Genomic DNA, 24,856 nt, shown 5'->3' on the forward strand with positions numbered 1-24,856 from the left:
GTTGTCCTACTTTCCGTAACCTTCGGTGATGGCGAGTTGGCCGCGCAGTACAGGAGCTGCTGCGCTGCCGGTCAAAAATAAGCTGTAGTGGTCGCCGGGCTTGAGGGCAGGCAACGGTAGTTTTTCGGAGGTGACGTTACCGCAGCCCGCACTCAATGATGCACTGACTGGGTTGATACCGCGAGCAACAGTGGCCAAGGGGGCAACATCGGCAAACAAGACGGGGCCGCCATCGGCCACATTCAGGCTGCCTTTGGGGCAGTCACTGGCCAGATTATAAAAGCGCAGTTCGGCTTTCAGGGCGTCCTCGTTACCGTTGCTGTCATCCAGAATCTGGAACTCGCCGTTGTGTTGTACCAGCGTGTTGAAGCTGTCGGGTGCGACTTTCAATTGGCCCGCCGGCTTGCCGTTGAGGCTGACGGCAAAGCTCTGATCGCCCTTGACCACGGTGTAGTTGCTGGCCAGTTGTGCTGGCCCGATGGCTTGTTCCGTGCCATTGCTGACTTGCACCTTGACAGTGTCGGCTGACGGATTGACCACCCGCACAAAGGCCGAGCCTGCGGGCGGGCTGGGCGCATAGAGCTGCGCCAATACGCCTTCGGCAGCCATTGCCGGGCCAGCCAGGCAGGCGCCCAGCACAAGGGTGACGCGCAGCGCGAGGGGTTTCATGATTTCTCCTTGATGGGACGCATATTGGCTTCTCGATACAGGGCTTCAAGCCGTTTGCGATCAACTTTGTCGGACACGCTGGTGGGGAATTGCCCGCACGCCACCAGTTCGGACGGAATCATATAAGGCGGCAGTCGTGCGCCCAATTGCTCTTTCCAGTCGCTCAATGATTGCGGCAATGGTCCAATGACCCCGGGTTCGAGCGTCTTGGGTGTGGAAACGAACCCAATCATGCGTATCAGCGTGCCATCTGGACGACGCAGAGCGACAGTGGCGGCTGCATGAACGCCATTGAGCCCTGTCAGCGCAGCGTCCACTTCACCCAGTTCAATCCGGTAGCCATTGAGTTTGATCTGATCATCCCGACGGCCATGAAAGTAGACCAGCCCGTGGTCATCGATTTCACCCATATCACCCGTGCGGTAGGCACGTTTGCCGTTGTGCAGGAACAGGCTTTGCTCGGTCAGGTCAGGGCGGCCAAAGTAGCCACGCATGACGTGGTCGCCCGCGACACAGATCTCACCGTCGTTGAGAAACACCTCGGCATAGGGTTTGGCGCGGCCGATGGGCAAAGGGTTGCGCGCGCCCGAGAGAGGCCTTTCAATTTCCACCCACGTGGTGGAGCAGGTGGCTTCAGTCGGGCCGTATGAGTTGATGATTCGCGCGCTTGGGAAGCGTGCCCACAGTTGCTCGGCCATAGCCGGTGACAGTGACTCGGCACCAAATACAAACGCCTTCAATTGAGGCAAATGGGCCTCATTGAAGTCGTCGTTGAGGAACTGCTGACGTACAAAGGCCGGTGTTGAGGCCCACACTTGCACACCGTTATCGGCTAGGTAACGCACGAAGGCCACAGGATCGGCAATGGTTTCCCGCGGGCAAAGGACGCATGACCCGCCCAAGGCCAGCGCGCCACACAGGTCGAACAGTGAAAAGTCGAAGCTGAACAGCATCTGGTTCATAAACACCGGATGCGGGCCCAGTGCCAGGCACTCGCGGATCCAGCCGGCAAATAGCGCGACGCTGTCACGGCCGATTTGCACGCCCTTGGGTTCGCCGGTGCTGCCCGAGGTGAACATGATGTACGCCAGCCCCGGCTCTGCCAATGGCAAGGGTTCAGCGGCCCCGTCTTCGAAGCGGTTCAGGGCTGCGTTGTAGCATTTCACAGCCGCCACACGGTCGATGATGCGCTTGAGGCGCTCCGGCGGGTTGATACTGTCGACGGGCACATACGTCACGCCCATGCGCAAGCAGCCGAGCATGGCGACTACGAATTCGATCTGTTTATGCCCCGAGATCACCAGCGCATATCCGGGTTTTACCCCGGCCGCTGTGGCGCGCGTCTGCCAGGTCTGCGTTGCCTCGGAAAGTTGAGCCCAGCTGATTTGGCGCTCGGCATCGCTCAAGGCAGGCCTGTCAACGAAGTGATCCAGGTCGGCAAATTCACAACGATCAAAGTCAAAGTACATACAGAGCCCCCCAATGTGTACAAAACGCCGTTGCTGTTAAGCGGTAGCGGTTTTTGTCCGGTTCTTATTGACAAAGTCGGCCAAGCTTTCAAGCGATTCGAGATGCTCTTCGATTTCAGTCGGTGGAATTTTGCAGCCATATTTATGTTGCACGGCCAGCACGATGTCCACTGCGTTCAGGGAGTCGACGAGCCCGGACTCAACCAGTAAATCGCCTGGTTCTACCTGTTTCTGGATAACGTTGAAGATAATCTGTTCCAGTTCCTTAATGAGGGGTGTCTCGGTTTGAGTGACGGGCGCAGTTTCCACTGGCTTACCAGGTACTGGCTTTATCTCTTCTTGCGGTTTTGGCGTGGGTTTTACCGCCTCAACAGGCTTCGGTGGCGCGACGGGTTTGCTCGGTTGGCCGAAAAAAATCTCGCGTAATTTTTCAAAGAATCCTTTATTAGCCATGACGTGTTGCTCCGTTGGTAAGTGGTTAAAACTGGAAGTACAGGAAGCGCGCTTCTTTATGCAGATTCATCAGGCAAAGCACTAGCAGCAGCGCCATAATCACGAGCCATTTGAATGTAGGTTGCCAGCGCAGGAATGCCAGACTGGCTGGATGCGGTTTATAGAGTGCCGGTGAATAGGTGCCCATGATTTGATGAGAGTTGGGTAAGCACCAGACGATGAAGAGCAAGGCCAGCACATGAAACACTTCCAGATGACGGCCTATAAACAGACGCCATGCGTCCGCCCACTCAACATTTGCCGGGTACTGCACAAGGGGCAAACTGTCGAAGCCGCGGACCCCGAGCATACCTTGAACCAAGTGCACAGCCTCTTGCGTATTTTCAGCGCGGAAGAAGGCTTGGGCGATGATGACCATGGCAAACGTCAGTAGCACATAACCCGCTTTTTTGAACCAGTTGCTCGTGCGTTCGGCTACTGGAGTACGACCGATGACATAGATTCGCCAGGCATGATTGACTGACAGATAGAAGGCATGGAGCATCCCGAAAATCACATATTGCAGTCCTGCGCCATGCCAGATGCCAGCCAGTCCCATGGTGAAAGCGGTAGGCCACACAATGGTCGAGAAAAAGCCGCCTAATGTTGAGACGCCTTCTATGCCCACCGGCAAATTGTGCTTGCTGCGAAAACGCGACACCATCATGGCCATTGGATAGTACAGATAGGCCGTCAGGTAGCGGGTGAGTGTCATGTGCCAGCGTGCCCAGAAATCAATGATGCTGCTGGCCTTGTAAGGCGAGTTGAAGTTGAGCGGGAAGCGGATGCCGAACATCTTGGCCAGCCCCAGCGCCATGTCCGAGTAGCCGGAGAAGTCGAAGTACAGTTGCAGCGCATAGGCCAACCCAGTGCCCCAGGCTGACCAGAACTGCAACTCGCCTGGTTGCGCGAAGCCTGCGTCAGCGTAGCCCGCAATGGGGTCGGCCAGCAGCACCTTCTTGGCCAGGCCGATCACAAACAGCATGCCGCCAATGCTGAGGTTCTCGAAGCGGAAGCGGTACGTTTCACGTTTGGCGAACTGCGGCATCATCTCTTTGTGATGAAGGATGGGGCCGGCAATCAAGTGCGGGAAAAACGTCACGAACAGCACATAGCTGAGCAGGCTGCGCTCCTTGACGATGCCGCCCCGGCAGTCCAGCAAGAAGCCGATCTGAGTAAAGGTGAAAAATGAAATACCCAGCGGCAGGATGATGTCGTCCATGCGCCCGCTGCCAAAACCCAACTCACCGGCGAAGTTCACCAGGGTTACGAAGTATTTGTAGTGGAAGAGCAATGCGATGTTGGTGGCCACGCCAAAGGTGGTAACCCCCAGTTGCAGTCGTGGCCGGTTTGCGCTGCTGAGAATGCACAGGCTGACGATGTAGTTGAAGGCGATCGAACCCATCAGCAACATCACGAATTGCGGGTTCCACCAGCCATAGAACACCAGCGAGGTGATGCACAACCACACAGCAGCCAGGCGCGGGCTGATGGCGCTGAACAGGTAGTGGGCGGTCAGCGTGACGGGTAGAAAGAGGAATAAAAACAGATATGAGTTAAAGAGCATGGTCGTCCCGTTGCGCTGGCAGAGTGGCCAGCACGGCGCGTTCTTCGGCGCTTAGCGGCAGGGAAAGGGCCATTTCGGAAAACTCCCAAATGACCAGCTTAAGGCTGGCAGGCCAGGCCTCTCGTTTTTTGAGGGAGGCCAGTAACGCGCCGCTGAATTGGCCGCCGTCCATGCTTTGGTTCCAGATTTGCTGGCCCAGCTGCTGGCTCAGACGTTCGCCAAACTCACTGCGTCGCCCGTTTGAGCTACCCACCAGCAGCACTTGCACTTCGGGTGTTTCGTCCAGAAGGCCACCGCTGCGCACCGGTTCGATGCTGACCGGGCTGGCATTGTCCAGGGGTGGGCGCCAATCAGGCGCCGCATGCTCAAGGCCCGCCAGGGTGATCAGGTCACCCATGCGTGGAACGGCAGGGCTTGGCGGGGATACCTTAAACGTCTGGGTGCCCTTGCTGCCCAGCAAGGGCAGCGCCTGTTTGGCCACCACTTCGGCTGCGGCTTGCGCCCCGACGGCTGTCATATGCACGTCAGTGTGGAAAAAACGCGGTTCTTCGCCTTGCGCCAGCGCGGGATACAGGTCGGCATAGGGCACGCCGTCTTGTTGCAGAAGGTCCTGCCACTGTTGCAGGCGCGCTTGCATCACCGGGCTTTGCTCCAGCCCGCACAGGCCTTCGGTCTGGATGCGCGACTTGTCGGGCACGGTCACCACCAGCACTTTGAGGCCTTGACGGTTCAAGTCGCTGATCCAGTGCCGCATGAGCCGAACACGTGCTTCATACGCGTCGGTGACACCCGCTTGCGGGCGCAAGCCGTCGCGGTAATACAGCCATTGCGGGCACCCTTGAACCACTTGGCTGCCCAAGTCGCCCAGCAGTCGATAGCGCACGGAGGAGGTAATGGTATCGGCCTCGTCCTGCAGCGGAAATTTCATGACGCGGCCCAATACCTGGCCTGCCGAACCATCGACCCAGGCCGAAGGTTTGAGTTGCCCCGGCTCCAATTTGGCGTGGTACAGCATCCAGACGCCGACTCCAAACCCGACTGTCAGCAGGGCGATGAGTGCGACGCCACTTCGGCGATGCGAGACCGGTAACTGCTCATTGGCCATCGATTAACGTCCCAGTGCGCCATGCAAGCGTTGACGCCAGGCGCTGTCGCTCATGTTTGAGGCGTTGTCCCAGAAACCGGTAGCTTGCGGGCCATAGGAGTAGCTGGGTTCAAACATCTGCCAGACCAGCACTTGAGGCGGGTTTTTCTTGAAGTCGGCAGATTCCAGATACTCCAGCAACATGATCCACGGGCCCACGTTGCCGGGTTTCCAGTTCACTGACACTGGGCGGTCGAGGCTGTTGGACAGCTTTTGCGGAAAGCCAAAATAGGGCTGGACCATGCTATGGCCGGTCACGTGAACCGGTGCCGGTGTTGAGTCAAGAAGGCCCGCAGCGGCTTCCTGGCGACGGACCACAAAGGTGTCGCGACCCGTTTGCTTTTGCTGATCAGGTGTCAAAAAGCGTTCGGCGAGGTCGCCAAAGCGACGTTCCTTTAGCTCTTTGCCCAACACCATACCGGTGCCCGGGCTGCCTGCGAGGTTAGGCACTTCACGTTTGATCAATTCGGCGCTGGCCACGGCGGTGGCATCTGCCGCAGGCTGGGTCCAGTGCTGATCGGTACGGTAAAACACGTCTGTGCCCGAGTTTCTCAATTGATTGAGCAGTGCGAAGTCATCAAACGTTGAGATGCCTGCGCCTTTGAGTTTGCTCATGATCAATTGGTAACGCTGTTTGACGTCTGCGCTGAGTTTTTTATCGGCCGGCAGCTTGTCCTGATAGAACAAGGTCTTGTCAGGCAGCACGATCACTTGCAGCTTGATATTTTTTGCGTTCAACGCGTCACGGGCTTCTTTGATCAACGCTGTTGAGTTGTCGATACCTTTGGCATCCACCTCCGTCAGACTGCCCCAGCCGGGGAATAGCCAGCCATCGCTGCCGCGAATGACCAATGTTGAATCATCAGCCTGAGCGGCGCTCATTGACAGCACCAGGGTGGCGCCCAGCAGCGGTGTGCCCAAGCGCTTGAATGTATGGGTTAGCCGAGATGAGAGTGACATGGGTTAGCATCCTTTGCTGGCTGGGTTAATAAGAAAAAGTGAGGTTCATGAATAGACCTTTGGCCCGTTCGGTTGCGCCGCCGCCAATGGGGTAGCGGTACTGCATCGACCAGTTCAAGGACGAGCGCGGAGCGTTGTAGTGGTCTTCGCGGAACCAGTAGCGCACGGCAATACCGGGGCCGACGCCCATTGACCACGAGGTTGAGTCGTTGGTCAGGTCCCAGTTGCTGCTGACACGACTCAAGTCGATGTTTTCGTTACTGCCGAAATTCAGGCCAGTGGCCTGATCTTTCTGCCAGATCCAGTCAACGGCGCCGACAATATGCGGAAAGACCACCACATTGGGGCCTAGCGTATCGAATACGTAACTGCGGCCGACACGCACTTCTGAGCTGGCGAACAACTGCTTACGCTTGAGTTGCCCATCAGTCTTGGCCAGTTCCCGCGCCCGGTTGCCTGCTGCATCCGTCTCATAAGCTTTAAAGGTGGCGTCGTTGTCTTCCCAGGCATAACCCAGCTGGGCGTAGCCATCCATGGTGAACCAGCTGTTTTCGTTTCGGCGCAGCTCGGTGCCTTTGTAAAAACCGTACGTGATGTAGGACAGCCAACCACCCGCATCGCTGTCCAGTTGATAGCGGGTCATCATGCCGTTCAGGCCTTTAGCGGCGACTGCTTTCTGGATCTCACATTGATCGGTGCTGCTGGTGGGGTAGGCGTTTCCTTCACGGGTCGCCGAGCCCAGGAAGAACCTGCGCTCCAGACCAAAGGTCAGCCCGGTGTTGGCCAGCATGTAGCGAACACCTAAGGATCCAATGGTGCTTGGGAAACCGGTGACCGAGCTTGAGCTGTTGGTATCGTTACCATTGACGGGGTTGCTGGCACCGCTGCACGGATCGATAAAACCATCGGAGCGGAACTTGCTGCCTTCGTCATACAAGGTGTTGGTCAGGCGGCCGTAGACTTCAAGCATGCCGTTCTGATCATTGAATTGCGTCGGCCGCCAGTACAGTTCATTAGTGCTGAACACCGAGTCGCCCGCGGTGCTCAACCCCGCGCCGGTAGTGTTGGTAGTCGGTTGCGCGCCGCGAAAGCCCAGCGAGGATGTTGCGCCCCACTCACGGTCGAGCCCGGCAATTGCACCGCGGGTGTTGTAGCGTTGTTCATCATCCATTTCGAGCTGGTGGGCATCCGCCATGTCGATGGCTTTTTTGAGCTGCTTGACCGCCCCCGGACTGTCACCCAGCGCCGCTTGAGCGTAGGCCTGATTGAGGATGACCGTGGGCGGGGCATTGCCAGTGGCTTGCGCTGCACGAAAGTCTTGCAGGGCTAGGGCGGGCTGACGGCTCATTTGGCGTACATAACCGCGCTGGATCAACAGGTCAGCATCGTTTGGCGTCACCGCCAGCTGACGCGACAGCCGCTGTTCAGCCTCGGCAGTCTGCGCGGCATTGCCCGAGGCCAGCGACGTGGTCAGCAAGCGCTGGTAATCGGCATTGTTGGGGTCTTGCTCGATGGCCAGTCGAGATTGCTTGATGGCTTCCTGGTAATCCTGGCGACCATACGCCGCGTAGGCTTCGGTCGCAGGGCCTTGCGGGCCGGTCACTGAGTCGGAAGGCAGGAGTTCGCACTGGGTGCCATAGGGGGTGTCGGTGCAGGACTGCGCGGGTGCCGGGTACAGCGCGGTGGTCAATCGAGCAGGCGGCTTTTTGCCTTCCTCAAGCTGGTTGCGGCGCTTGATGGTCGCTTCATCAGTGGCATCCAGCGCCGCCAGCAGTTGTTCTGCACGGGCGGTGTCGCCCGCTGCCAGCGCGCCATCAATCGCGATCAGGCGCACGTTGCGGCGTTGATCATCGTCGAGCCAGTCCTGAGCGATGGCGGTGTCAAAGTCACCACGGGCGGCATCGGTTTTACCTTGAAGTTGCCGCACGTAGGCGCGCATCACCAGCATCACGGTGTTTTCGTCGTTCTGTTGCAGGCCCTCGTCGGCCGCCTGCTCGGCTTCGGCGTACTGATTGCTTTGGAGCAGGGCGGTTACCAGCAACAGACGCTGGCTGGTGACGTCCGGAGCCAGATCCACGGCTTCACGAGCCAATTTGGCCGCTTCAGCGGGTTTATTGGTAATCAGGGCTTGATAGGCCTGCTGAGTCGGACGTACCGCCAAGCTGCGCTTGAGCGTGGCGCGACGCGCTTCAACATCGGACTTGTTCGGTGGGTTCAAGGCAATGATCTGATCGGCCGCCTGAACGGCTTCGGGCCATTTTTCCTGAGCCTGGAGCGCATCAAGCCAGAGCAACGCCCAAGGCCCTTGGCTGGTGTCGGCCCGGAAGGCTTGCTCACCGTATTGTTCGGCGGCAGGCATGTCCCCGGCGTTGTAGGCGGTATAGCCTTTGGTGGCCAACGGGAAACCTTTGTTGTAGGCCGCTGAAGTCCCTTTGCCCGCGCCGCCTGCATTGGCCGGTTGTTGCAAGTTCTTCACGGTGTTGCGCAACGCCGGGTCGTTAACTCCGCGTTTGATCGCCGCTTCTCCGAATTGGCGCGCCTCGCCAAGACGCCCCAACTTTTGCAGGGTATAGATTTTCAGCAAGTTAAGACGCACCACATCAGGCCGTAGTTGCAAGGCGACGTTGACCTGCTTTAGCGCATCACGGTAGCGACCTGACTGATAGCTCTTGTAGGCCATGTCCGCCTGCTGCCAGGCGGCGCCTTCGAGCGGCGCTTCATTAGCCGCCGCCATTACTGTCGGTGCCAGTAGGCCAGTACCACAGAACAAAGCTGCGGTGAGTAATAGCAAACGGGAATGAGGGATCATGTCAGCTCAACTTTTTGCGCAGTGGGGCCCGAGGCCTGGGAGTCATCATTGTTAGTGTTCTGGAACGAGATCGCTTCATCCAGGGTGTCCTGATCGAGATAGCCAAGCTCCAGCAGGATTTCACCCAAGGGGCGATGTTCTTTCTCTTGCAGCGTCAGCGCATGCTCCAGTTTGGTGGAGTCGATAGCACGCCATGACACCAACAGATCACCCAGGCGCTGACGTTGCTGGATGAGCTGATCGCCAGACGGGAAATCATGCATGGTCTTGTCCCACACCAGCCGCTTGCCGGTGATCAGGTAGCCCAGATACTGGCGCCAGGCCCGTGCAGCGGCCATGGCATTGATGAAATTACCGATGATCATTCGGGGAACTGACAGTACTGCGTGTTCCCAGCCATAGAGGTTGCCGACAAAGTACATTCGTTGCACAACCCGCAAACCCAGCAGGATGCTGTTGATCCACATCAGTTGAAGCAGACCGCTGCTGGGGCTCAGTGCCGACGGGAAGTAGGTGGTCCACCAGCCCATGGAGGTGATCAGAATGATCAGCAAAAACTGAGCCAGCAGCACATAAGCAATGATGGCGATAAACGACGTCACCAGTCCTTTACGGTCTCGGTAGAGCAAGTATTTGTCGGCCAGCGAACCGGCCCAGCCCACCTGGCTCCAGCCTTGCAGGCCGATGCCCAGCGTCCACCGGGCTTTCTGGCGGTAGGCGGTGCGAAACGTGTCAGGGAAATACTCGCGTACGCCCAACGGCATGCGCACCGGCACCATTTTCACCGGGCCCAACCCGAACCAGGAGTTGCGTTTTGCGATGAAGTCCACCGGGAAAGTGCCGAAAATCTGCTTCATGCCCCGGCGGGCCAATCGCGCGCCGATGTCGTAGTCCTCGGTCAGGGTGTCGGTGTTGAACGGTTGGTTATTGGTTTCTGCTGACAGCTCCAGCAAGGAGCGACGGGAGAAACAGGTGCCTACCCCTGCGGACGGTACTTGGCTGGACAAGCTTTCGCGCACGACCAGATCCTTGGTATGCCATTCGGCAAACTCATCCATGTAGGTCCCGGCGACCAGCTCATACCACTCGCGCTCAAGGGAGGAGACGGGCAGTTGAATAAAGTCGATGCGCGGCAGCAGGTAGTTGAAGTAGTGCAGTTCCAGTTGATGGAGCACATCTTCACTGTCGTGCAGGATGACACCGGCATAGGGAACAGGCTGGTGTTCATCGTGTTTGAAAATGGCTTGGATAATCCAGTTCAGGCAGTCTGCCTTGCAGGTGGGGCCATCGTGGGGCACTTCAACGCGAATCAGTTGTTTATAGCGCCGACGCATACGCTCCACTTCGTCAATGGTGCGTGCGTCGTTGCAGTAAGTGCCGACGAAGATGGAGTAATTTTGGTACTCCAGTGTGCCGACCATGTTTTCGAGCATGGGGGCGATCACGTCGTATTCCAGCCACGCCGGAATCATGATCGCCAGGGGTTGCTCAGGTTTGGCCCGCAGTTGCTCTGCCGTGAGTTTTTTGCCTTTGAAGCGCTTATTGATCGTAAGCGCACGGTAGACACGTCGTACCCAATACCAGGCATCGATGAACAGGTCATCAATGCTGGACAGCATGATCAGGATGCCGACCACCACTGTCGCAATCTCTAGGTAGTGATAGTAGTCAGCCAACAGATAGGGCCAGTAGAGCGACGACATGGACTGCTCCCGCTTTTATAAGGTAATGGATTTAGTTCTTTTTGTGACGACGTGCCAGCATTGCCAGGACGACCATCAAGACCAGAAACCCACCCAGGAGCGGCAGCCCCCATGACAGATATTTACGCCACTGGTGCATCGGCGACTCATTGAGGCGCAGAGCCTGGCTCAACTCAGGATCGGAAGTGTCAACCCAGGTGAGGGGACCTTCTTTGCCCAGCACCACAGCGTTGCCACGATTGAGCACAAACGGGCCGGGTGTGGTCAATGCAGCGTCGCCCAGCGGGTACCAGATCACACCTTGCTGATTGTTGGATTGCGCCACCGAAGCTGCGCTCAGAGGTTGCGGGCCTGTCAGATCGAGCGTAGTCGTGTCGCCATTGTTGGCTTGCAGGCTTTTGCCGTCTTTGACTTCGATCAGCGGTTTGGCGCCGTCTAAAGGAACACCCACGGACAGGAACGGTTTGGTGGGTTTGAACGACTGGCCGCTGTCGGCCAATACCAGCTCGGCGTTCAGGGGCGAGATCGAGGCAGCGCTGGACAAACGAATGATCTGGCGCAAAGACTCGGCAGGGTGATCCAGCGCGTCTTTAGGTGCGATGACCTGAGCCGGCCCGGCCAGCAGCGGCAACAGCCCTACGAAAGTGCCATCAGGCTCGGCATTGGAGGTGCGTAAAAAGCTCGTCGGCAGCACGTTGACCGGGTAACCCTGAGGGATCTCGAAGCAGTTCGGTGATACCGGCTGACGCTGGAAGCGAACTTTCAGGACGTTTGTGACACCCAGAGCATAGCCAGGTACACGTGCGACTATTTGTTCAGGCTCACCATCGGCGTTCAATTGCTTGGCGCCCAACAGCGTATCGTTCCACAGCACGGTGGCGACAGGACGAGTGCTTGAGGCACCTGGAGCCGCCGACACGTCAATGACCACTTCGCCAGGCATCCGGCCATCAACGGCGACGGCGCTCAGCGGGAACACGGCTGTCCAGTCGCCACGACTGACCACATCAAACGCGCTGGTCGAGCCACCCAGTCTGGCGATACGCACGGTTTGGTTAGGCCCCATGCTGTGGTCGGACAGTTGCGTGATGGTGGCTTGAGGGGAGACCAGCACTTCACGCCATTGCGACTCGAACAGACCGCCCGCCTTGGCACCGGCATCCGGTGCCACGCTGATGACATTCTTGTAGCCCAGATTGGCGAGCTGGATTTGCTGGCTGCCCGGCACTTTCTGGCTGAGCGTGGCGTGGCTGGCGCGCCATTGCTGCAGCTCTTTAGCGGCATCGCTGTCGGTTTGCAGTTGTGCTTGCAGTGCATCCAGTGCGGCGTTTATTTGTCCGACCAACGCCGTGTCAGCGATTGCCAGATCAGCCTGGGTTGCCGGTGCACCCAGCACCAGCAATGCGCCTATTTCAGCGGCATTGCCCAGGGTATGTTGACCTTTGCCCGTGAGGGCTGAGAACGGTGCCACATTGGCCAGTGCGCCAGGCACGTTCACGGCGTCCAGTGAAACCACATCACCCACGGCCGGAAAGGTGTGAATCTGCGCACGTTTGGCTGCACGCTCAAGGTTGACGCCCAAGCGCCACGCACTGTCGAAGCTCTGCTGATCGAGCTTGCCCGATGCAATCATGATCACCGGTTTTGCCGGCAGGGTGCGCCAGGCATCAGCCAGAGAGGTCAGCGATTTGAGCGAATAGCGATACGTCAGAGCGGTTTCGGGCAACACCGTCAGAATGTTTGCGCTCTGTTGAGTCGGATCGCAGATTTTCTGGCCGGTAGGTGAACTCCAGTTAAGGGTGAAATCGACGAAACCCTCGTCTCGACGGCGCGCCTCAACGGGCAACACCTCATTGAGTGTCCCTTCGTGCTCAGTCTTTTTCTGGGCATACACCGGGCGGCTATCCACCGATATAGTCAGGGCCGCAGGCGGCTCTTCACCCTTGATAAAGTCGCCCTGTATGTTGATCGATGCTTTATCCAGCATCACACCCTTGGGCACAGGCAAATAGAAAGACTGCACGTTATCGGCATTTTGCAGCACGACCGGGTTGGTGATGCCGACATCCGCGAGAGAAATGCTGCGCTCGACCCAGTCATTTTGCGTCAGGGCATGCAGGGCTTCGCTGCCAGGCGAGGCCATGGCGTAAAGAGGAATGGCCAAAGGTGTGGCAAGCACAACCTGTGTGATTACAGTCAAGTACTGCCTGGATTTCTTGAAATTATTCATGCGTAATTTTCGGCCACATCTAAAAGTTAAAGGTTACAACTGCACGGAGAAGTCCCGACAACAGCGTGTGTCAGGGCGATAACGGAGCACAGTCGTCGTACAAGAACTCATTGACGGTACCCAGTTTCAGGTAAAGGCTGACCGACAAGTCATTGACATGACCCGACATGAGCTCAAACAAAAAAGGACGTTACGGTCTGGTAATCACCTGGTGAATCTCCTTGTTTACGCTTTGGATCCATCCCGTAAAGGCATGAACAGAGTGTGGTGTCTCAATGCTACCTGTCAATATTCTGAATAGAATTTATATTTATGTATCAGGCATGAACATTTAGTCATTTTTTTGACGCTAAAACGCCGAGTCAATGGCTGACTCAGTTTTTTAGCGCCAGCAGGCACTGTGCAATGCCAATCCCGTAAGGCATTGGCGTCGCGTTGATCCATACAGGTGCTTCAATACCGCAGTTTGACTGCGCTACCGCGCAAATCTTCATACGTATCTAAGGTGCAGGAGTGGCATTTAGCAGGGCGGGTTGAATGCGTGGAATTCACGCCCGGTCAGCGCGGCAATGATTCGTTCGCTGGCATGCCCGTCGCCATACGGGTTAACACTGCGTGCCACCCGTTGATAATGATCGGGATCATCCAGAAAAGCCTTCACGGCGCTGACGATGCGCAATGGTTGTGTGCCCACCAATGTGACCGTGCCAGCCATCAATGCTTCCGGCCGTTCAGTGGTTTCGCGCATCACCAGCACAGGTTTACCCAAGTGCGGGGCTTCTTCCTGAACACCGCCCGAGTCGGTGAGAATCAGGTAACTGCTGCGCATGAGCCACACAAAGTCCAGATAATCCACGGGTTCAATGAGGTGGATATTGGCCATATCCGAGAGGCGGGGTAATACCACGTCGCGCACCTGAGGATTCAAGTGCACGGGGTAGACGATCTGTACATCTTCACGCCGGCCGATCATGGCCAGCGCTTCGCAAATTTGCAAAAAGCCGTCGCCAAAATTCTCGCGGCGATGGCCTGTGACCAAAATCAGGCGACGCGTCGGGTCTATCCATGAATAACGAGCGGCAAGTGTGGCTTTGAGTTCGGGCGTGTGATCGATTTTGCTCAAGGTCATTTCAAGCGAGTCGATGACGGTGTTGCCGGTGACGTAGATTTGCCCGTGAAGATTCTCTTGCAGCAAATTTGCCCGAGAAGTGAGCGTTGGGGCGAAGAGCCATTTACCCATGACATCGACAACGCGTCGGTTCATTTCTTCGGGAAACGGCTGAGTCAGGTCACCGGTACGCAAGCCCGCTTCTACGTGGCCGATTGCGATACGGCGATGGAATGCAGCCAGGCTGCAGGCGGTGGCTGTCGAGGTGTCACCGTGAACCAGTACGCAGTCTGGTTTTACCTCTTCGAGCAAAGCATCGACGCGGGTCATAAGCCGTGCAAACAAGCCATTCAATGTTTGCCCCGGCAGCATCACGTCCAGGTCGTGATCAGCATTGATATCAAAGAGTTGTAACACTTGGTCGAGCATGTGCCGATGTTGGCCGGTCGTGCAGACAATGCTTTCAATACCCTCGACCCGCGCAAGTGCATGCACGAGGGGAGCCATTTTAATGCCTTCAGGGCGAGTACCAAACAACGACAAAACTCTCATATCTCAGTATTCCTGACTGATTCATGGCTTTTACACACATTATGATACGTTCCTGATGAGGCGCTAGCCCTTTGACTGAATATGAATCTTGGTAAAACCATTCAGTTGAGTTAATTGATTGAGCGATCAAAGTTAATTTTTATAGTGTGCAAAGAGTGTTCCTGTCTCTTGTGACTTAACTGCATTCTATTCAGACTAGTGCGTAGGCATAAGATTCATAAGGGTTTTTACGGATGTTGTCGCGGGAGTGAGTTTTTTTTCGCCACGCATTACCCCCGTGGCCGGACTCGGCGGCTACGGTTTTTAAGGTTTCGACACCATTCAATACGATGGAAATTGTTATAAAAGGTCAGGAAAGTTTTGATAAACGGTGCTGTATTAAACGCCCGATCATTCACGGCAAGCCTGCCACACAGGCGCAGTCCCGCAGGGCAAAGCGGGCACGCAGCGTCTGAAGGGTCGACTTAGAACGTTTGTCCCAACGAAAACTGGAACACTTGGGTTTCAGCATCCTCTGGTTTTTTCACCGGCAGCGCCAGGTTCACGCTCAGTGGTCCCATCGGGCTGTACCAGGTCACGCCCACACCCACCGAACTGGCCATCTGGCTGAGGTCAATGCCATCACATCCGGTCGTGGTACTCAGGTAGCACTTGCTCGAATACACACTGCCCACGTCCCAGAACAGCGAGGTACGCAGGGCTTTGTTGTCCTTGATAAAGGGCATCGGAAACAGGTATTCCACGCCGCCGGTAATCATGATGTTACCGCCCAGCGCTTCTGTGTCGCGGTCGGAGTAGTATTCCTGACCCGCGCTTGAGTAAGTGCCGGTGGCCGGCGTATTGCGTGGGCCAAGGGTGCCGCTTTCAAAGCCGCGCACAGAGCCTTCACCGCCGGCCGTGTAGTTTTCATAAAAAGGCAAACCGTCCGTCGAACCGTAGCTGTTGCCGTAACCCAGCTTGGTGTGCAGGCGCAGCGAGGTCGAGGCACTGACCGGCAAAAAGGTCTGTGCGCTGTAGTCGATCTTGTAAAAACTCAGATCGCTGCCCGGCAGTGTCACCATCAGATTGAGGTTTTGTGAGTGCCCGCGAGTCGCCAAAATGCCTTTGTTCAGGGTCGACTCAGACCAGCCGAGGTTGGCTTTGAAGTTGGTGAATTGCTCACCCTGACGTTCGATAAAGTCATAGATCTCATCGGCGCTGTAAGTGCCGGGTTCGATCGTATCGTGCTGCACAGTCAGGCCGAAACTCAGCCGTGAAGTTTCATTGATCGGGTAACCCACTGTGGCACCGGCGCCATAGCTGTTGATCGAGTAGTACGACACGCCATCATCGTAATAGTCGTTGTAATCAGTTTTGTTATAGAACGCGTTGTACCCCAGGCTCACGCCATCTTTGGTGAAGTAGGGGTCGGTAAAACCGATGTTGTATTTACTTTGATATTCCGAGCGCGTCAGGCCAAGGCTGGCGGTGTCGCCCGTCCCCAGAAAGTTGTTCTGGGTAATAGAGCCGCCGAGTATCAAACCGGCGCTTTGGGCAAAGCCGACACTGGCGGTGATCGATCCTGAGGCCTGTTCTTCGACGCTGTAGTTCACATCCACCTGGTCGTCCACACCGGCTACGGCCGGCGTTTCAACATTGACCTCCTTGAAGTAGCCCAGGCGTTCGAGACGTGTCTTGGATTGGTCGATTAAATACGTCGACGCCCAGCCGCCTTCCATTTGACGCATCTCACGGCGCAGCACCTGGTCTTCGGTCTTGGTGTTGCCGCGAAAGTTGATGCGGTTGGTATAGGCCCGTTTGGCCGGGTCGACGACAAACACCATATCGACGGTATGATCCTTGTCATTGGCTGTCGGCACCGCGTTGACGTTGGCAAAGGTATAGCCCTCGTTACCCAGCCGACGGGTGATCAATTCGGACGTAGTGGTCATCAACTTGCGCGAAAACACCTGGCCTTCTTTCACCAGCAACAAAGCGTTGATCTGTTCTTCCGGTACTTTCAGATCGCCACGCAGTGACACCTTACCCACCGTGTATTTATCGCCTTCATTAATATTGACGGTGATATACACCTGTTTCTTGTCCGGCGTGATCGAGACCTGCGTCGAGACGATTTCCATATTGATATAGCCACGATCCAGGTAGTAGGAGCGCAGCCGTTCAAGATCGCCGGAGAGTTTTTCGCGGGCGTACTTGTCGTCGTTTTTGAAGAAAGACAGCCAGTTAGTGGTTTTAAGGGTGAATTGATCATCCAGTTCGGACTGATCAAAGACCGTATTGCCAACCACGTTGATGTGCTTGATGGCCGCCACTTCTCCTTCGTCGATCTTTATCTTCAGCCCGACACGGTTACGCGGCTGAGCCACCACTTGCGTGTCCACCGAAGCGCAGTAACGCCCCTGAGCCACATATTGGCGCAGCAGTTCATTGCGTACACCTTCGAGCGTGGCCTGCTGGAACACTTCGCCTTCGGCCAGGCCCGACTGCTTGAGGCCCTTCATCAAGTCTTCGGTGGATATGGCTTTGTTGCCCTCAATGTCGATACTGGCCACAGAGGGGCGTTCGACCACCGTAATCACCAGTACGTCGCCGTCGCGCCCCAATTGAATGTCCTGAAAGAAGCCCGTCTTGAACAAGGCACGCGTGGACTCCACCAGACGCTGATCATCGGCTTGTTCGCCAACGTTCAACGGCAAGGCACCGAACACACTGCCCGCGGACACCCGCTGCAGGCCGTTGATGCGAATATCGGCAATCTTGAAGACTTGAGCGTGGGCAAGGGTGGCATTGAGCAACAGTGCCACCGAGCAGAGCAGGCGCGGAAAATTCATTTAGATCGTTTATCCAGGACACATCGACAAGCAGCGCAAGCGGGCGTCGGCAACCCTTAAAAGGCGGCAGGCGGCCCTGCAAGCAGGCTGGTGAAGGTCAAGCATAAAAGTTCGGGGCGTATGGTGCGGTTAACCCTGTGTCAAGTTAAGTAAAGGTTGCTGCGGGCCGATGACGCTGGGCGACGCAAGGCCGATAATGCCTCACCCACCCCTTCAAGAGTTCGCCATGATTCGTGTATTGCTCGTCGACGATGACCAGGAATTGACTGGATTGCTCAGTGAATACCTGGTGCGTGAAGGTTTTGAAGCAACAGCGGTTCACACCGGAGAAGAAGGAGAGGTGCAGGCACTTTCCGGACGCTTCAGCATTGTCGTGCTGGACGTTATGTTGCCCCGCCTGTCAGGCATTGAAGTGCTCAGGCGCATTCGCGCACGCAGCCAGGTGCCGGTGGTACTGCTGACGGCCCGAGGCGATAACATCGACCGCATCACCGGGCTGGAACTGGGCGCTGATGACTATGTGCCCAAACCCAGCTCACCTGGCGAGTTGGTGGCGCGCTTGCGGGCCATCATGCGCCGGGTACAACCGGCCACGCAGCCGATCACAGAGGTCATCCGCACGGGCGCTCTGGTGTTATGGCCGGGCAAGCGTGAAGCCACGTGGCAAGGCAACGAACTGGGTGTGACCAGCACTGAATTCAGCCTGCTCGAAGAGCTGGCCCGCAGCGCCGGGCAAGTGGTCAGCAAACAGGACTTGTCGCTTAATGCCCTGGGCTGCCCACTGACGCGCTACGACCGGCGCATTGATGTGCATATCAGCAGCATTCGGCAAAAACTCGGCCCACGCCCTGATGCCAAAGCCTGGATTCAGAGCGTTCGCGGGCTCGGTTATTTGTTGATCGCAGAATGATGAAACCCAGTCGGTTGTTCTGGAAGCTGTTCCTGGCTTTTTGGCTGGCCACCAGCCTGACATTTTTTGTCGGTATAGGCGTTATGACGTTGAGTCGATTGGGGCCTGGCAACCCTCATCTGGACACCATTCTGGAAAGCGAAGCCCAGCTGTTGCGCCACTACGGTGTCGAGGCGGGCAAACAACTGCTGGACGTGTGGCATCACCCTGACGACGAAGCCATTGCCGTGTATGACAGCAGCGGCCAGTTGCTGGCCGGATTGCCCATTGAGCACCCGGCTTATGAGCAAAAAGTCATCAGCAACGAGGGCTTGAGCCTGTCTCTGAGGTCAACCCGTGCGCCCGGTAACGGCGGGGGTGGAGAGGGCGGGCCCGGCTTGATGCCGCTGCTGATCGGCACGGTGATGAGTGCCTTGTTTAGCGGCTATATGGCGTTTTATCTGGCCTGGCCATTGGCTTACCTGCGCCGGGCGATGAGCGATGTGGCACAGGGGCGTTTCGAAACCCGGGTCAAGCCGATCATGGGGCGACGGCGCGATGAAATTGTTGACCTGGCCGAAGACTGCGACCGCATGGCCAATCAATTGAGATTGCTGGTAGAAGCTCAGCAGCATCTGTTGCACGACATTTCCCACGAACTGCGCTCACCGTTGACGCGCATGCAGGCCGCCATCGGCTTGTTGCATCAGGACTCGTCACGGGCAGACATGGTCGGGCGTATCGAGCGTGAATCGGTGCGCATGGACACCCTGATTGAAGCGCTGCTGACGTTGGCCCGCGTTCAGGGACGGCCTGAAAGCATTGAGCGTGAAGCGGTGGATATAACCGAGTTGCTGGCGCATATCGTCGAAGACGCGCAGTTTGAAGCGGGGATCAAAAACTGCAGGGTCAGTTTGCAAGCGGGTGCGCCCTTTGTCTGCCGGGTCAGCGGTGAGTTGCTGTATCGCTGCTTCGAGAACGTCATTCGCAATGCCCTGCGCTATACCGGGACGGACACCGATGTGCGGGTGGTGGCTCAGATCAGTCTGGATGACCGCAACCTGCGGGTGCGCATTACTGATCAGGGGCCAGGGGTTGAGGCGGAGCGTTTGTTGAGCATTTTTGAGCCGTTTGAGCGCGGGGTAAACGAGCCCGGGAATGGTTTTGGTCTGGGTTTGGCCATTGCCTCCAGGGCGGTAGCCCTGCATGGAGGCAGCATCAGTGCGAGTAATCAGCCTTGCGGCGGTCTGACCGTAGAAATCAACCTTCCCCGGCACACCGTGTAGATACCGTCTTGATTCTCATGACACAACCGTCTGCACATGCGGGGGCGGCCGCATCAAGCGACTACAGGTGGTGAACTTTACACAAAATTACACGGCCTTGACGGCCCTGTACGCCACGCCCCCGTAGACTTTGCGCTCATCTTTAAGTGGAAGTGGGCATGTTTCTGGTTCATAAAAAAGGCTTTGTGGCCGGCAAGAAAATGGTCGATGGACTGGTGCCTTACGACTTTTTTTGTGAAGACAACCCCGCCATCAATCTGTTTGTTTTTACCGGCGCAGGGGCCGCGGGCAAACACGTTGAAGAGCAGACTTTGTGGGGCTTCACCCGCCTTGAGCGCTTTGAGGCACTGAGCCACACGCTGGTCGCCAACCGGAAGAATGACGGTTGGTTTCAGAGCGTGAGTGTGATGACCGGGCCTGCGCACAATGGCACCCGGTCGGTGAAGTTTCAGCGCGTCTTGAAAATCATCAAGCACGTCAGCCCTCCAAACAAGGCCGCTTACGAGATTCTGACCGATGAGGGTGACACTTACTTCACCCTCAAGCCTGCGGCAGATCTGAGTGCCCAGACCGTGATTTACGCGGCTGATCAGTAACGATGGATGCCATTGACCAAGCGCTGAATGCCCAGCGGGTTGGCGTCTTTCAAGGCATCCGGCAGCAGGCTGTCGGGGTAGTTCTGGAAGCACACCGGGCGCAGGAAACGGTCGATGGCCAGCGTGCCCACCGACGTTCCACGGGCATCGGAGGTCGCCGGATATGGCCCGCCATGCACCATCGCGTCACACACTTCAACGCCGGTCGGGTAACCGTTGAGCAGCAGGCGCCCGGCCTTGTGTTCCAGCACGGGTACCACCTCGGCAAAGGTGTGCAAGTCACCCGGCTCGGCAATCAAGGTCGCGGTCAGTTGGCCCTGCAGACTGTGCAGCGCACGTAGCAATTGCGCTTTGTCGGCCACTTCAATCACCAGCGTGGTGGGCCCGAATACTTCTTCCTGCACCACCTCGGCCCCATTGATCAACAACTCGACATCGGCTCGAAACAACTGTGGATACGCCTGATTGCCCTGCTGCGGAGCACCGGCGAGGTGTTCAATGCCTTCTAAATCGGCCAGTCGCTGAAGGCCTTGGCAGTAATTGACCAAACCGGCGGCATTGAGCAGCGTTTGCGCAGGTTGCGCGTTGAAAAACTCGCCAAGGCTTTTCACAAACCCACTGAACTCGGGTGAGCGTATCCCCATTACCAGCCCCGGACTGGTACAAAACTGGCCCGCACCCTGCATCACCGAGCCGCCCAACTCTTGAGCGATCAGGTCACCGCGCAGGCCCAGCGCCTGGGGCAAAACGAGCACCGGATTGATGCTCGACATCTCGGCAAACACCGGGATGGGTTGGGCCCTTGCGGCGGCCATATCGCACAACGCACGGCCACCCCTGAGCGAACCTGTGAAGCCTACCGCCTGAATGGCGGGGTGCTTGACCAGTGCGGCGCCGACAGTGGCGCCATGGATCATATTGAACACCCCGGCGGGCATTTCGGTGCGCTCAGCCGCTCGCACAATGGCCAGAGCGACCCATTCGGCAGTTGCCATATGCCCGCCATGTGCCTTGAACACCACCGGGCAGCCTGCCGCGAGGGCAGAGGCGGTGTCGCCCCCGGCTGTGGAGAAGGCCAGGGGGAAGTTGCTGGCGCCAAACACGGCCACCGGGCCTACACCGATGCGGTACTGGCGCAGGTCTGCACGGGGCATGGGTGTGCGATCAGGTAATGCATGATCGATGCGTGCGCCGTAAAAATCACCGCGGCGCAGTACTTCGGCGAACAGGCGCATTTGCCCGCTGGTGCGAGCTCGCTCACCTTGAATGCGTGCGGCAGCCAAGGCGGTCTCGCGGCTGACCGTAGCGATGAAGTCGTCACCCAAGGCGTCAATTTCTTCGGCGATGGCGTCGAGAAACTCTGCGCGGCGTGTGGCGGGCATACTGCGATAGGCCACGAAGGCGGTGCTGGCCGCCAGAGCGGCGGCGTCGACTTCAGCATCAGTGGCCTGGAAAAACCCATAAGGCAAGGTTTCGCCGGTACTGGCATCCACGCTGTGCAGAACAACGGTGCCGCTGGCGCTGCGTTGACCGCCGATAAAGTTGTGGCCGGTGATGTGTGTCATTGCTGTCTCCTTGAAGAAGGTTGCTGGTGTACAAACCAGCATTCAGGTGATGGCGCCAATCTGCCACGGCACAAATTCGTTCTGGCCATATCCGTGCTGTTCACTCTTGCTTCGTTCTCCGGAGGCAATGCGCAGGATCATCCGGTAGATGTGCTCGCCGCGTTCCTCAATGGTCATGCTGCCATCGGCAATGCCGCCGCAGTTCACATCCATGTCTTCTTCCTGGGTTTCCCACAAGCGGGTATTGGTTGCCAGCTTGATCGAAGGCGAGGGCGCACAGCCATACGCTGAGCCACGGCCAGTGGTAAAGGCAATCAGGTTGGCACCTCCGGCAACCTGGCCTGTGGCAGAAATCGGGTCATAGCCCGGTGTGTCCATGAACACCAAACCGTGGGCGCGTACTGTTTCGGCGTATTCATACACATCGACCAGGTCGCTTGAGCCGGCTTTGGCCACCGCGCCCAGGGACTTTTCAAGAATGGTGGTCAAGCCGCCGGCCTTGTTACCGGCTGAGGGGTTGTTGTTCAGTTCAGCGTTCATGCGTTTGCAATAGTCCTCCCACCAGTGGATACGCTTGATCAGTTTCTCGCCCACTTCACGACTGACGGCGCGCCGCGTCAACAAATGCTCGGCGCCATAGACTTCAGGGGTCTCCGACAAAATGGCGGTACCGCCGGCGGCGACCAGCCGGTCAACCGCGTTGCCCAGCGCAGGGTTGGCGGTGATCCCTGAATAGCCATCCGAACCACCGCACTGCAGGCCAATAATCAAGTGTTTGGCGCTGACGGGCTGGCGCTCCACACGGTTGGCTTCGGCCAGCAGTGAGTTGACCTGAGCGATGCCGCTGGCGATGGTTTTAGAGGTGCCACCCGTGCCCTGAATGGTGAACGCGCGTAGAAACTCGCCTTTTTCCAGGCCTTGGGCCGCCAGCAAGTCAGCAATCTGATTGGTTTCGCAACCCAGGCCGATCATCAGCACAGCTGCAAAGTTGGGGTGCACGGCATAACCACCCAACGTGCGGCGCAGCATGGCCAGCGCCTCGCCACCGGGGTCAACCGCACAGCCAAAGCTGTGGGTCAGGGCGACAACACCGTCAACGTTGGGATAATCCATCAGGGCTTGCGGGTTAATGTCTCGACGAAAATGATCAGCTATGGCCTTGGCCACCGTCGCGGAACAGTTCACCGAGGTCAGGATGCCAATGTAATTGCGCGTGGCCACCCGGCCATCGGCGCGCACGATGCCCATAAACGTGTCACGGGTCTGAGTGCCGCTACCGCGTGCGTCGACGCCAAAGGCGTAGTCGCGCGAGAAGTCGCCCATCGCCAGATTGTGCACATGCACATGCTCGCCTGCCTTGATCGGTTGGCTGGCGAAACCAATGATCTGGCCGTAGCGCCTCAGCGGGTGACCGGTCTCAATGGCGCGGGTGGCAATCTTGTGGCCCGATGGAATTGGATCAAGGGCTATCAGCCCTTCGGCCTCCAGCACCAGCCCCTGGGGAATGGGCTGGCGTGCGATCAGCACATCGTCCAGTGCGTTGAGTCGGATCACGGCGTTGGCAGCATTCTCGCTGCCTGTTTTAGTTATAAGTTGCATCACAGTTACCTCAAGGGAGCGCCAAGGCTCAGGCCAGGCCACGTTCGCGGTAGTCGATAAGTGAAGAAAACAGCATCAGACCGAATGCCATGACCACAAAAAAGATCAGCGCCAGAAAGTACGAGCCGGTGAACTGAACGATCAGGCCGATCAGGATCGGCACGATGACGCCGACCATATTGCCGCAGAAGTTCATGCTGCCGCCCAGCACCCCGGCTTTGGATTTACCGCCCAGAATGGCCGGCAAGCACCAGTACATACCGCACCAACGGATAAAAAACAGGGCGACGCAGAGCAGCGAAATAACGGTGACAGCGTCCTTGCTGTACGCCACCAGCAGGATGCACAGCGCTGCAATCGCCGCAGAGCCACCGAACATGGTGCGCATCACCTTGTTCGGCGCGCCGCCGGCGTCCTTCCATTTATCGGCCAGCCAGCCGCCGAAAATTTCACCGATAAAGCCGCACATAAAGATCAGAAATGTGGCCCCGCCCATCGCCTTGATATCAAGGTTGTGAGCCTTGTGCAGGTAGCTCGGCATCCACGTCAGCAACCCGTAGAACACGCTGTTGTAGCAGGCGTACCCGGCGAACATGGCCAGAACCGAGCGGCTTTTGAGCAAATCCTTGAGTATCGCCTTGCGTTCGCCGTGGGTCTTGGCGGCCTCGGCGTTGGCGTCCGTGATGTAGGCCAGTTCCGCGGCATTGACCTTGGGGTGTTCGGCCGGGTTATTGCGGATATACCACCAGGCCCAGACGCCGACGATCATGGTGCCGACGCCGGCAATCACAAAGGCAATACGCCAGGAATCAAACCACGTGATCAAACCGGCAATGATGATGGCACCGAATGCGGTCCCCAGCGGCGCGCCGCCATCCACCAGTGTGGCGCCACGCCCGCGCTCGTTGGGGGTTAGCCAGGCGCCGTTGAGTTTGGCGCCTGCGGGCATGATCGGCGACTCCGCCACACCCAGACCAATACGCGTGGCCAACAGCATCATCCAGGTTTGAGCGCCACCTGCGATGGCTTGAAAAAAGCCCCAGCCCACCGTGGCCACGCCGACAATATTGCGCACTTGAAAGCGATCCAGCAGCATCCCGCCGGGAATCTGCATCAGTGCGTATGACCAGAAAAATGCGCTGAGCATCAAGCCTTCCAGCGCCGGGGTCATTTCAAACTCGGTAGAAATCAACGGCAGGGCCACCGACAACGAGGCACGATCGATGTAGTTGATGGCCGACAACAGCAGCAAAATCAGGAAAATGCGCCAGCGCACGGTGGTGGGGCGTTCGACGCCCGCGGCATCAATCACCTGAGCAGGCACGACCGCAGCAGTTTTAGTGTTCATGGGGGTTCTCGCTTTTTTATGATTTTTATCAAGCGGTGC

Annotated in this window: 16 protein-coding genes and 1 pseudogene; 3 read left to right on the forward strand and 14 right to left on the reverse strand. The window is 57.5% G+C overall.

Annotation, left to right across the window (positions count from 1 at the left end; all coding sequences use genetic code 11):
- Positions 1-6: 6 nt before the first annotated feature.
- The 11 genes and pseudogenes from EQV93_RS16085 to bamA form a co-directional block, all read right to left on the reverse strand.
- Entirely contained in the window at positions 7-669 is a 663-nt protein-coding gene (locus EQV93_RS16085) for an alginate O-acetyltransferase AlgF (protein ID WP_146387075.1), read from the reverse strand.
- Positions 666-2,138 (reverse strand): AMP-binding protein, encoded by a 1,473-nt coding sequence (locus tag EQV93_RS16090; protein ID WP_240891909.1) that lies wholly within the window; start codon positions 2,136-2,138, stop codon positions 666-668. Before EQV93_RS16090 ends, EQV93_RS16085 begins: the two co-directional genes overlap by 4 nt.
- Positions 2,139-2,174: 36 nt before the next feature.
- Positions 2,175-2,591, reverse strand: a complete 417-nt coding sequence (locus EQV93_RS16095) for a phosphopantetheine-binding protein (RefSeq protein WP_240891910.1) — start codon at positions 2,589-2,591, stop codon at positions 2,175-2,177.
- A gap of 25 nt (positions 2,592-2,616) precedes the next feature.
- Entirely contained in the window at positions 2,617-4,197 is a 1,581-nt protein-coding gene (locus EQV93_RS16100) for an MBOAT family O-acyltransferase (protein ID WP_240891911.1), read from the reverse strand.
- Positions 4,187-5,302: an alginate O-acetyltransferase AlgX-related protein gene (locus EQV93_RS16105; protein WP_240891912.1), complete on the reverse strand. Its 1,116-nt coding sequence runs from the start codon at positions 5,300-5,302 to the stop codon at positions 4,187-4,189. Before EQV93_RS16105 ends, EQV93_RS16100 begins: the two co-directional genes overlap by 11 nt.
- A gap of 3 nt (positions 5,303-5,305) precedes the next feature.
- Positions 5,306-6,301, reverse strand: coding sequence for an alginate O-acetyltransferase AlgX-related protein (locus tag EQV93_RS16110; RefSeq protein WP_122786119.1), 996 nt, complete (start codon positions 6,299-6,301; stop codon positions 5,306-5,308).
- A 25-nt stretch (positions 6,302-6,326) separates the two neighbouring features.
- Entirely contained in the window at positions 6,327-9,110 is a 2,784-nt protein-coding gene (locus tag EQV93_RS16115; RefSeq protein WP_240891913.1) for an NfrA family protein, read from the reverse strand.
- 56 nt (positions 9,111-9,166) lie between these two features.
- Positions 9,167-10,813 (reverse strand): annotated as a pseudogene (locus EQV93_RS16120) (glycosyl transferase family protein); the annotation flags it as partial.
- A 31-nt stretch (positions 10,814-10,844) separates the two neighbouring features.
- Positions 10,845-13,043, reverse strand: a complete 2,199-nt coding sequence (locus EQV93_RS16125) for a hypothetical protein (protein WP_122786116.1) — start codon at positions 13,041-13,043, stop codon at positions 10,845-10,847.
- Between the two features lie 520 nt (positions 13,044-13,563).
- Entirely contained in the window at positions 13,564-14,703 is a 1,140-nt protein-coding gene (gene wecB / locus EQV93_RS16130; protein ID WP_122786115.1) for a non-hydrolyzing UDP-N-acetylglucosamine 2-epimerase, read from the reverse strand.
- Positions 14,704-15,167: 464 nt separating this feature from the next.
- Positions 15,168-17,534, reverse strand: a complete 2,367-nt coding sequence (gene bamA, locus EQV93_RS16135) for an outer membrane protein assembly factor BamA (protein ID WP_240891914.1) — start codon at positions 17,532-17,534, stop codon at positions 15,168-15,170.
- A 226-nt stretch (positions 17,535-17,760) separates the two neighbouring features.
- Between bamA and EQV93_RS16140 the strand changes: the two genes are divergently transcribed.
- From EQV93_RS16140 to EQV93_RS16150, 3 genes are all read left to right on the forward strand, one after another.
- Positions 17,761-18,444, forward strand: coding sequence for a response regulator transcription factor (locus tag EQV93_RS16140; protein WP_122786113.1), 684 nt, complete (start codon positions 17,761-17,763; stop codon positions 18,442-18,444).
- Entirely contained in the window at positions 18,441-19,709 is a 1,269-nt protein-coding gene (locus EQV93_RS16145) for a HAMP domain-containing sensor histidine kinase (RefSeq protein ID WP_240891915.1), read from the forward strand. Before EQV93_RS16140 ends, EQV93_RS16145 begins: the two co-directional genes overlap by 4 nt.
- Positions 19,710-19,867: 158 nt before the next feature.
- The gene (locus EQV93_RS16150) at positions 19,868-20,305 is read left to right on the forward strand and encodes a hypothetical protein (RefSeq protein ID WP_122786111.1); all 438 of its coding nucleotides are present in this window, start codon (positions 19,868-19,870) and stop codon (positions 20,303-20,305) included.
- Here EQV93_RS16150 and EQV93_RS16155 read toward each other — a convergent pair.
- Genes EQV93_RS16155 through EQV93_RS16165 form a run of 3 tightly spaced genes read right to left on the reverse strand, consistent with a single transcriptional unit; the run spans position 20,299 to position 24,817 of the window.
- Complete coding sequence (locus EQV93_RS16155; RefSeq protein ID WP_240891916.1) at positions 20,299-21,870, reverse strand: aldehyde dehydrogenase (NADP(+)); 1,572 nt, start codon at positions 21,868-21,870, stop codon at positions 20,299-20,301. The two genes, EQV93_RS16150 and EQV93_RS16155, sit on opposite strands and share 7 nt — an antisense overlap.
- A gap of 42 nt (positions 21,871-21,912) precedes the next feature.
- Complete coding sequence (locus EQV93_RS16160; RefSeq protein WP_240891917.1) at positions 21,913-23,469, reverse strand: UxaA family hydrolase; 1,557 nt, start codon at positions 23,467-23,469, stop codon at positions 21,913-21,915.
- A gap of 28 nt (positions 23,470-23,497) precedes the next feature.
- Entirely contained in the window at positions 23,498-24,817 is a 1,320-nt protein-coding gene (locus EQV93_RS16165) for an MFS transporter (protein WP_240891918.1), read from the reverse strand.
- Positions 24,818-24,856 lie beyond the last annotated feature (39 nt).

The organism is Pseudomonas sp. TMW22091 (assembly GCF_022496705.1).
Taxonomy (GTDB): Bacteria; Pseudomonadota; Gammaproteobacteria; order Pseudomonadales; family Pseudomonadaceae; genus Aquipseudomonas; species Aquipseudomonas saxonica.

Bases quoted from the DNA above. Each gene is read 5' to 3' on its own strand.
- bamA (WP_240891914.1), bottom strand. From the start codon at position 17,534: ATGAATTTTCCGCGCCTGCTCTGCTCGGTGGCACTGTTGCTCAATGCC.
- EQV93_RS16105 (WP_240891912.1), bottom strand. From the start codon at position 5,302: ATGGCCAATGAGCAGTTACCGGTCTCGCATCGCCGAAGTGGCGTCGCA.
- EQV93_RS16140 (WP_122786113.1), top strand. From the start codon at position 17,761: ATGATTCGTGTATTGCTCGTCGACGATGACCAGGAATTGACTGGATTG.
- EQV93_RS16165 (WP_240891918.1), bottom strand. From the start codon at position 24,817: ATGAACACTAAAACTGCTGCGGTCGTGCCTGCTCAGGTGATTGATGCC.
- EQV93_RS16085 (WP_146387075.1), bottom strand. From the start codon at position 669: ATGAAACCCCTCGCGCTGCGCGTCACCCTTGTGCTGGGCGCCTGCCTG.
- EQV93_RS16145 (WP_240891915.1), top strand. From the start codon at position 18,441: ATGATGAAACCCAGTCGGTTGTTCTGGAAGCTGTTCCTGGCTTTTTGG.
- EQV93_RS16100 (WP_240891911.1), bottom strand. From the start codon at position 4,197: ATGCTCTTTAACTCATATCTGTTTTTATTCCTCTTTCTACCCGTCACG.
- EQV93_RS16160 (WP_240891917.1), bottom strand. From the start codon at position 23,469: ATGCAACTTATAACTAAAACAGGCAGCGAGAATGCTGCCAACGCCGTG.
- EQV93_RS16110 (WP_122786119.1), bottom strand. From the start codon at position 6,301: ATGTCACTCTCATCTCGGCTAACCCATACATTCAAGCGCTTGGGCACA.
- EQV93_RS16090 (WP_240891909.1), bottom strand. From the start codon at position 2,138: ATGTACTTTGACTTTGATCGTTGTGAATTTGCCGACCTGGATCACTTC.
- EQV93_RS16155 (WP_240891916.1), bottom strand. From the start codon at position 21,870: ATGACACACATCACCGGCCACAACTTTATCGGCGGTCAACGCAGCGCC.
- EQV93_RS16150 (WP_122786111.1), top strand. From the start codon at position 19,868: ATGTTTCTGGTTCATAAAAAAGGCTTTGTGGCCGGCAAGAAAATGGTC.
- EQV93_RS16095 (WP_240891910.1), bottom strand. From the start codon at position 2,591: ATGGCTAATAAAGGATTCTTTGAAAAATTACGCGAGATTTTTTTCGGC.
- EQV93_RS16115 (WP_240891913.1), bottom strand. From the start codon at position 9,110: ATGATCCCTCATTCCCGTTTGCTATTACTCACCGCAGCTTTGTTCTGT.
- wecB (WP_122786115.1), bottom strand. From the start codon at position 14,703: ATGAGAGTTTTGTCGTTGTTTGGTACTCGCCCTGAAGGCATTAAAATG.
- EQV93_RS16125 (WP_122786116.1), bottom strand. From the start codon at position 13,043: ATGAATAATTTCAAGAAATCCAGGCAGTACTTGACTGTAATCACACAG.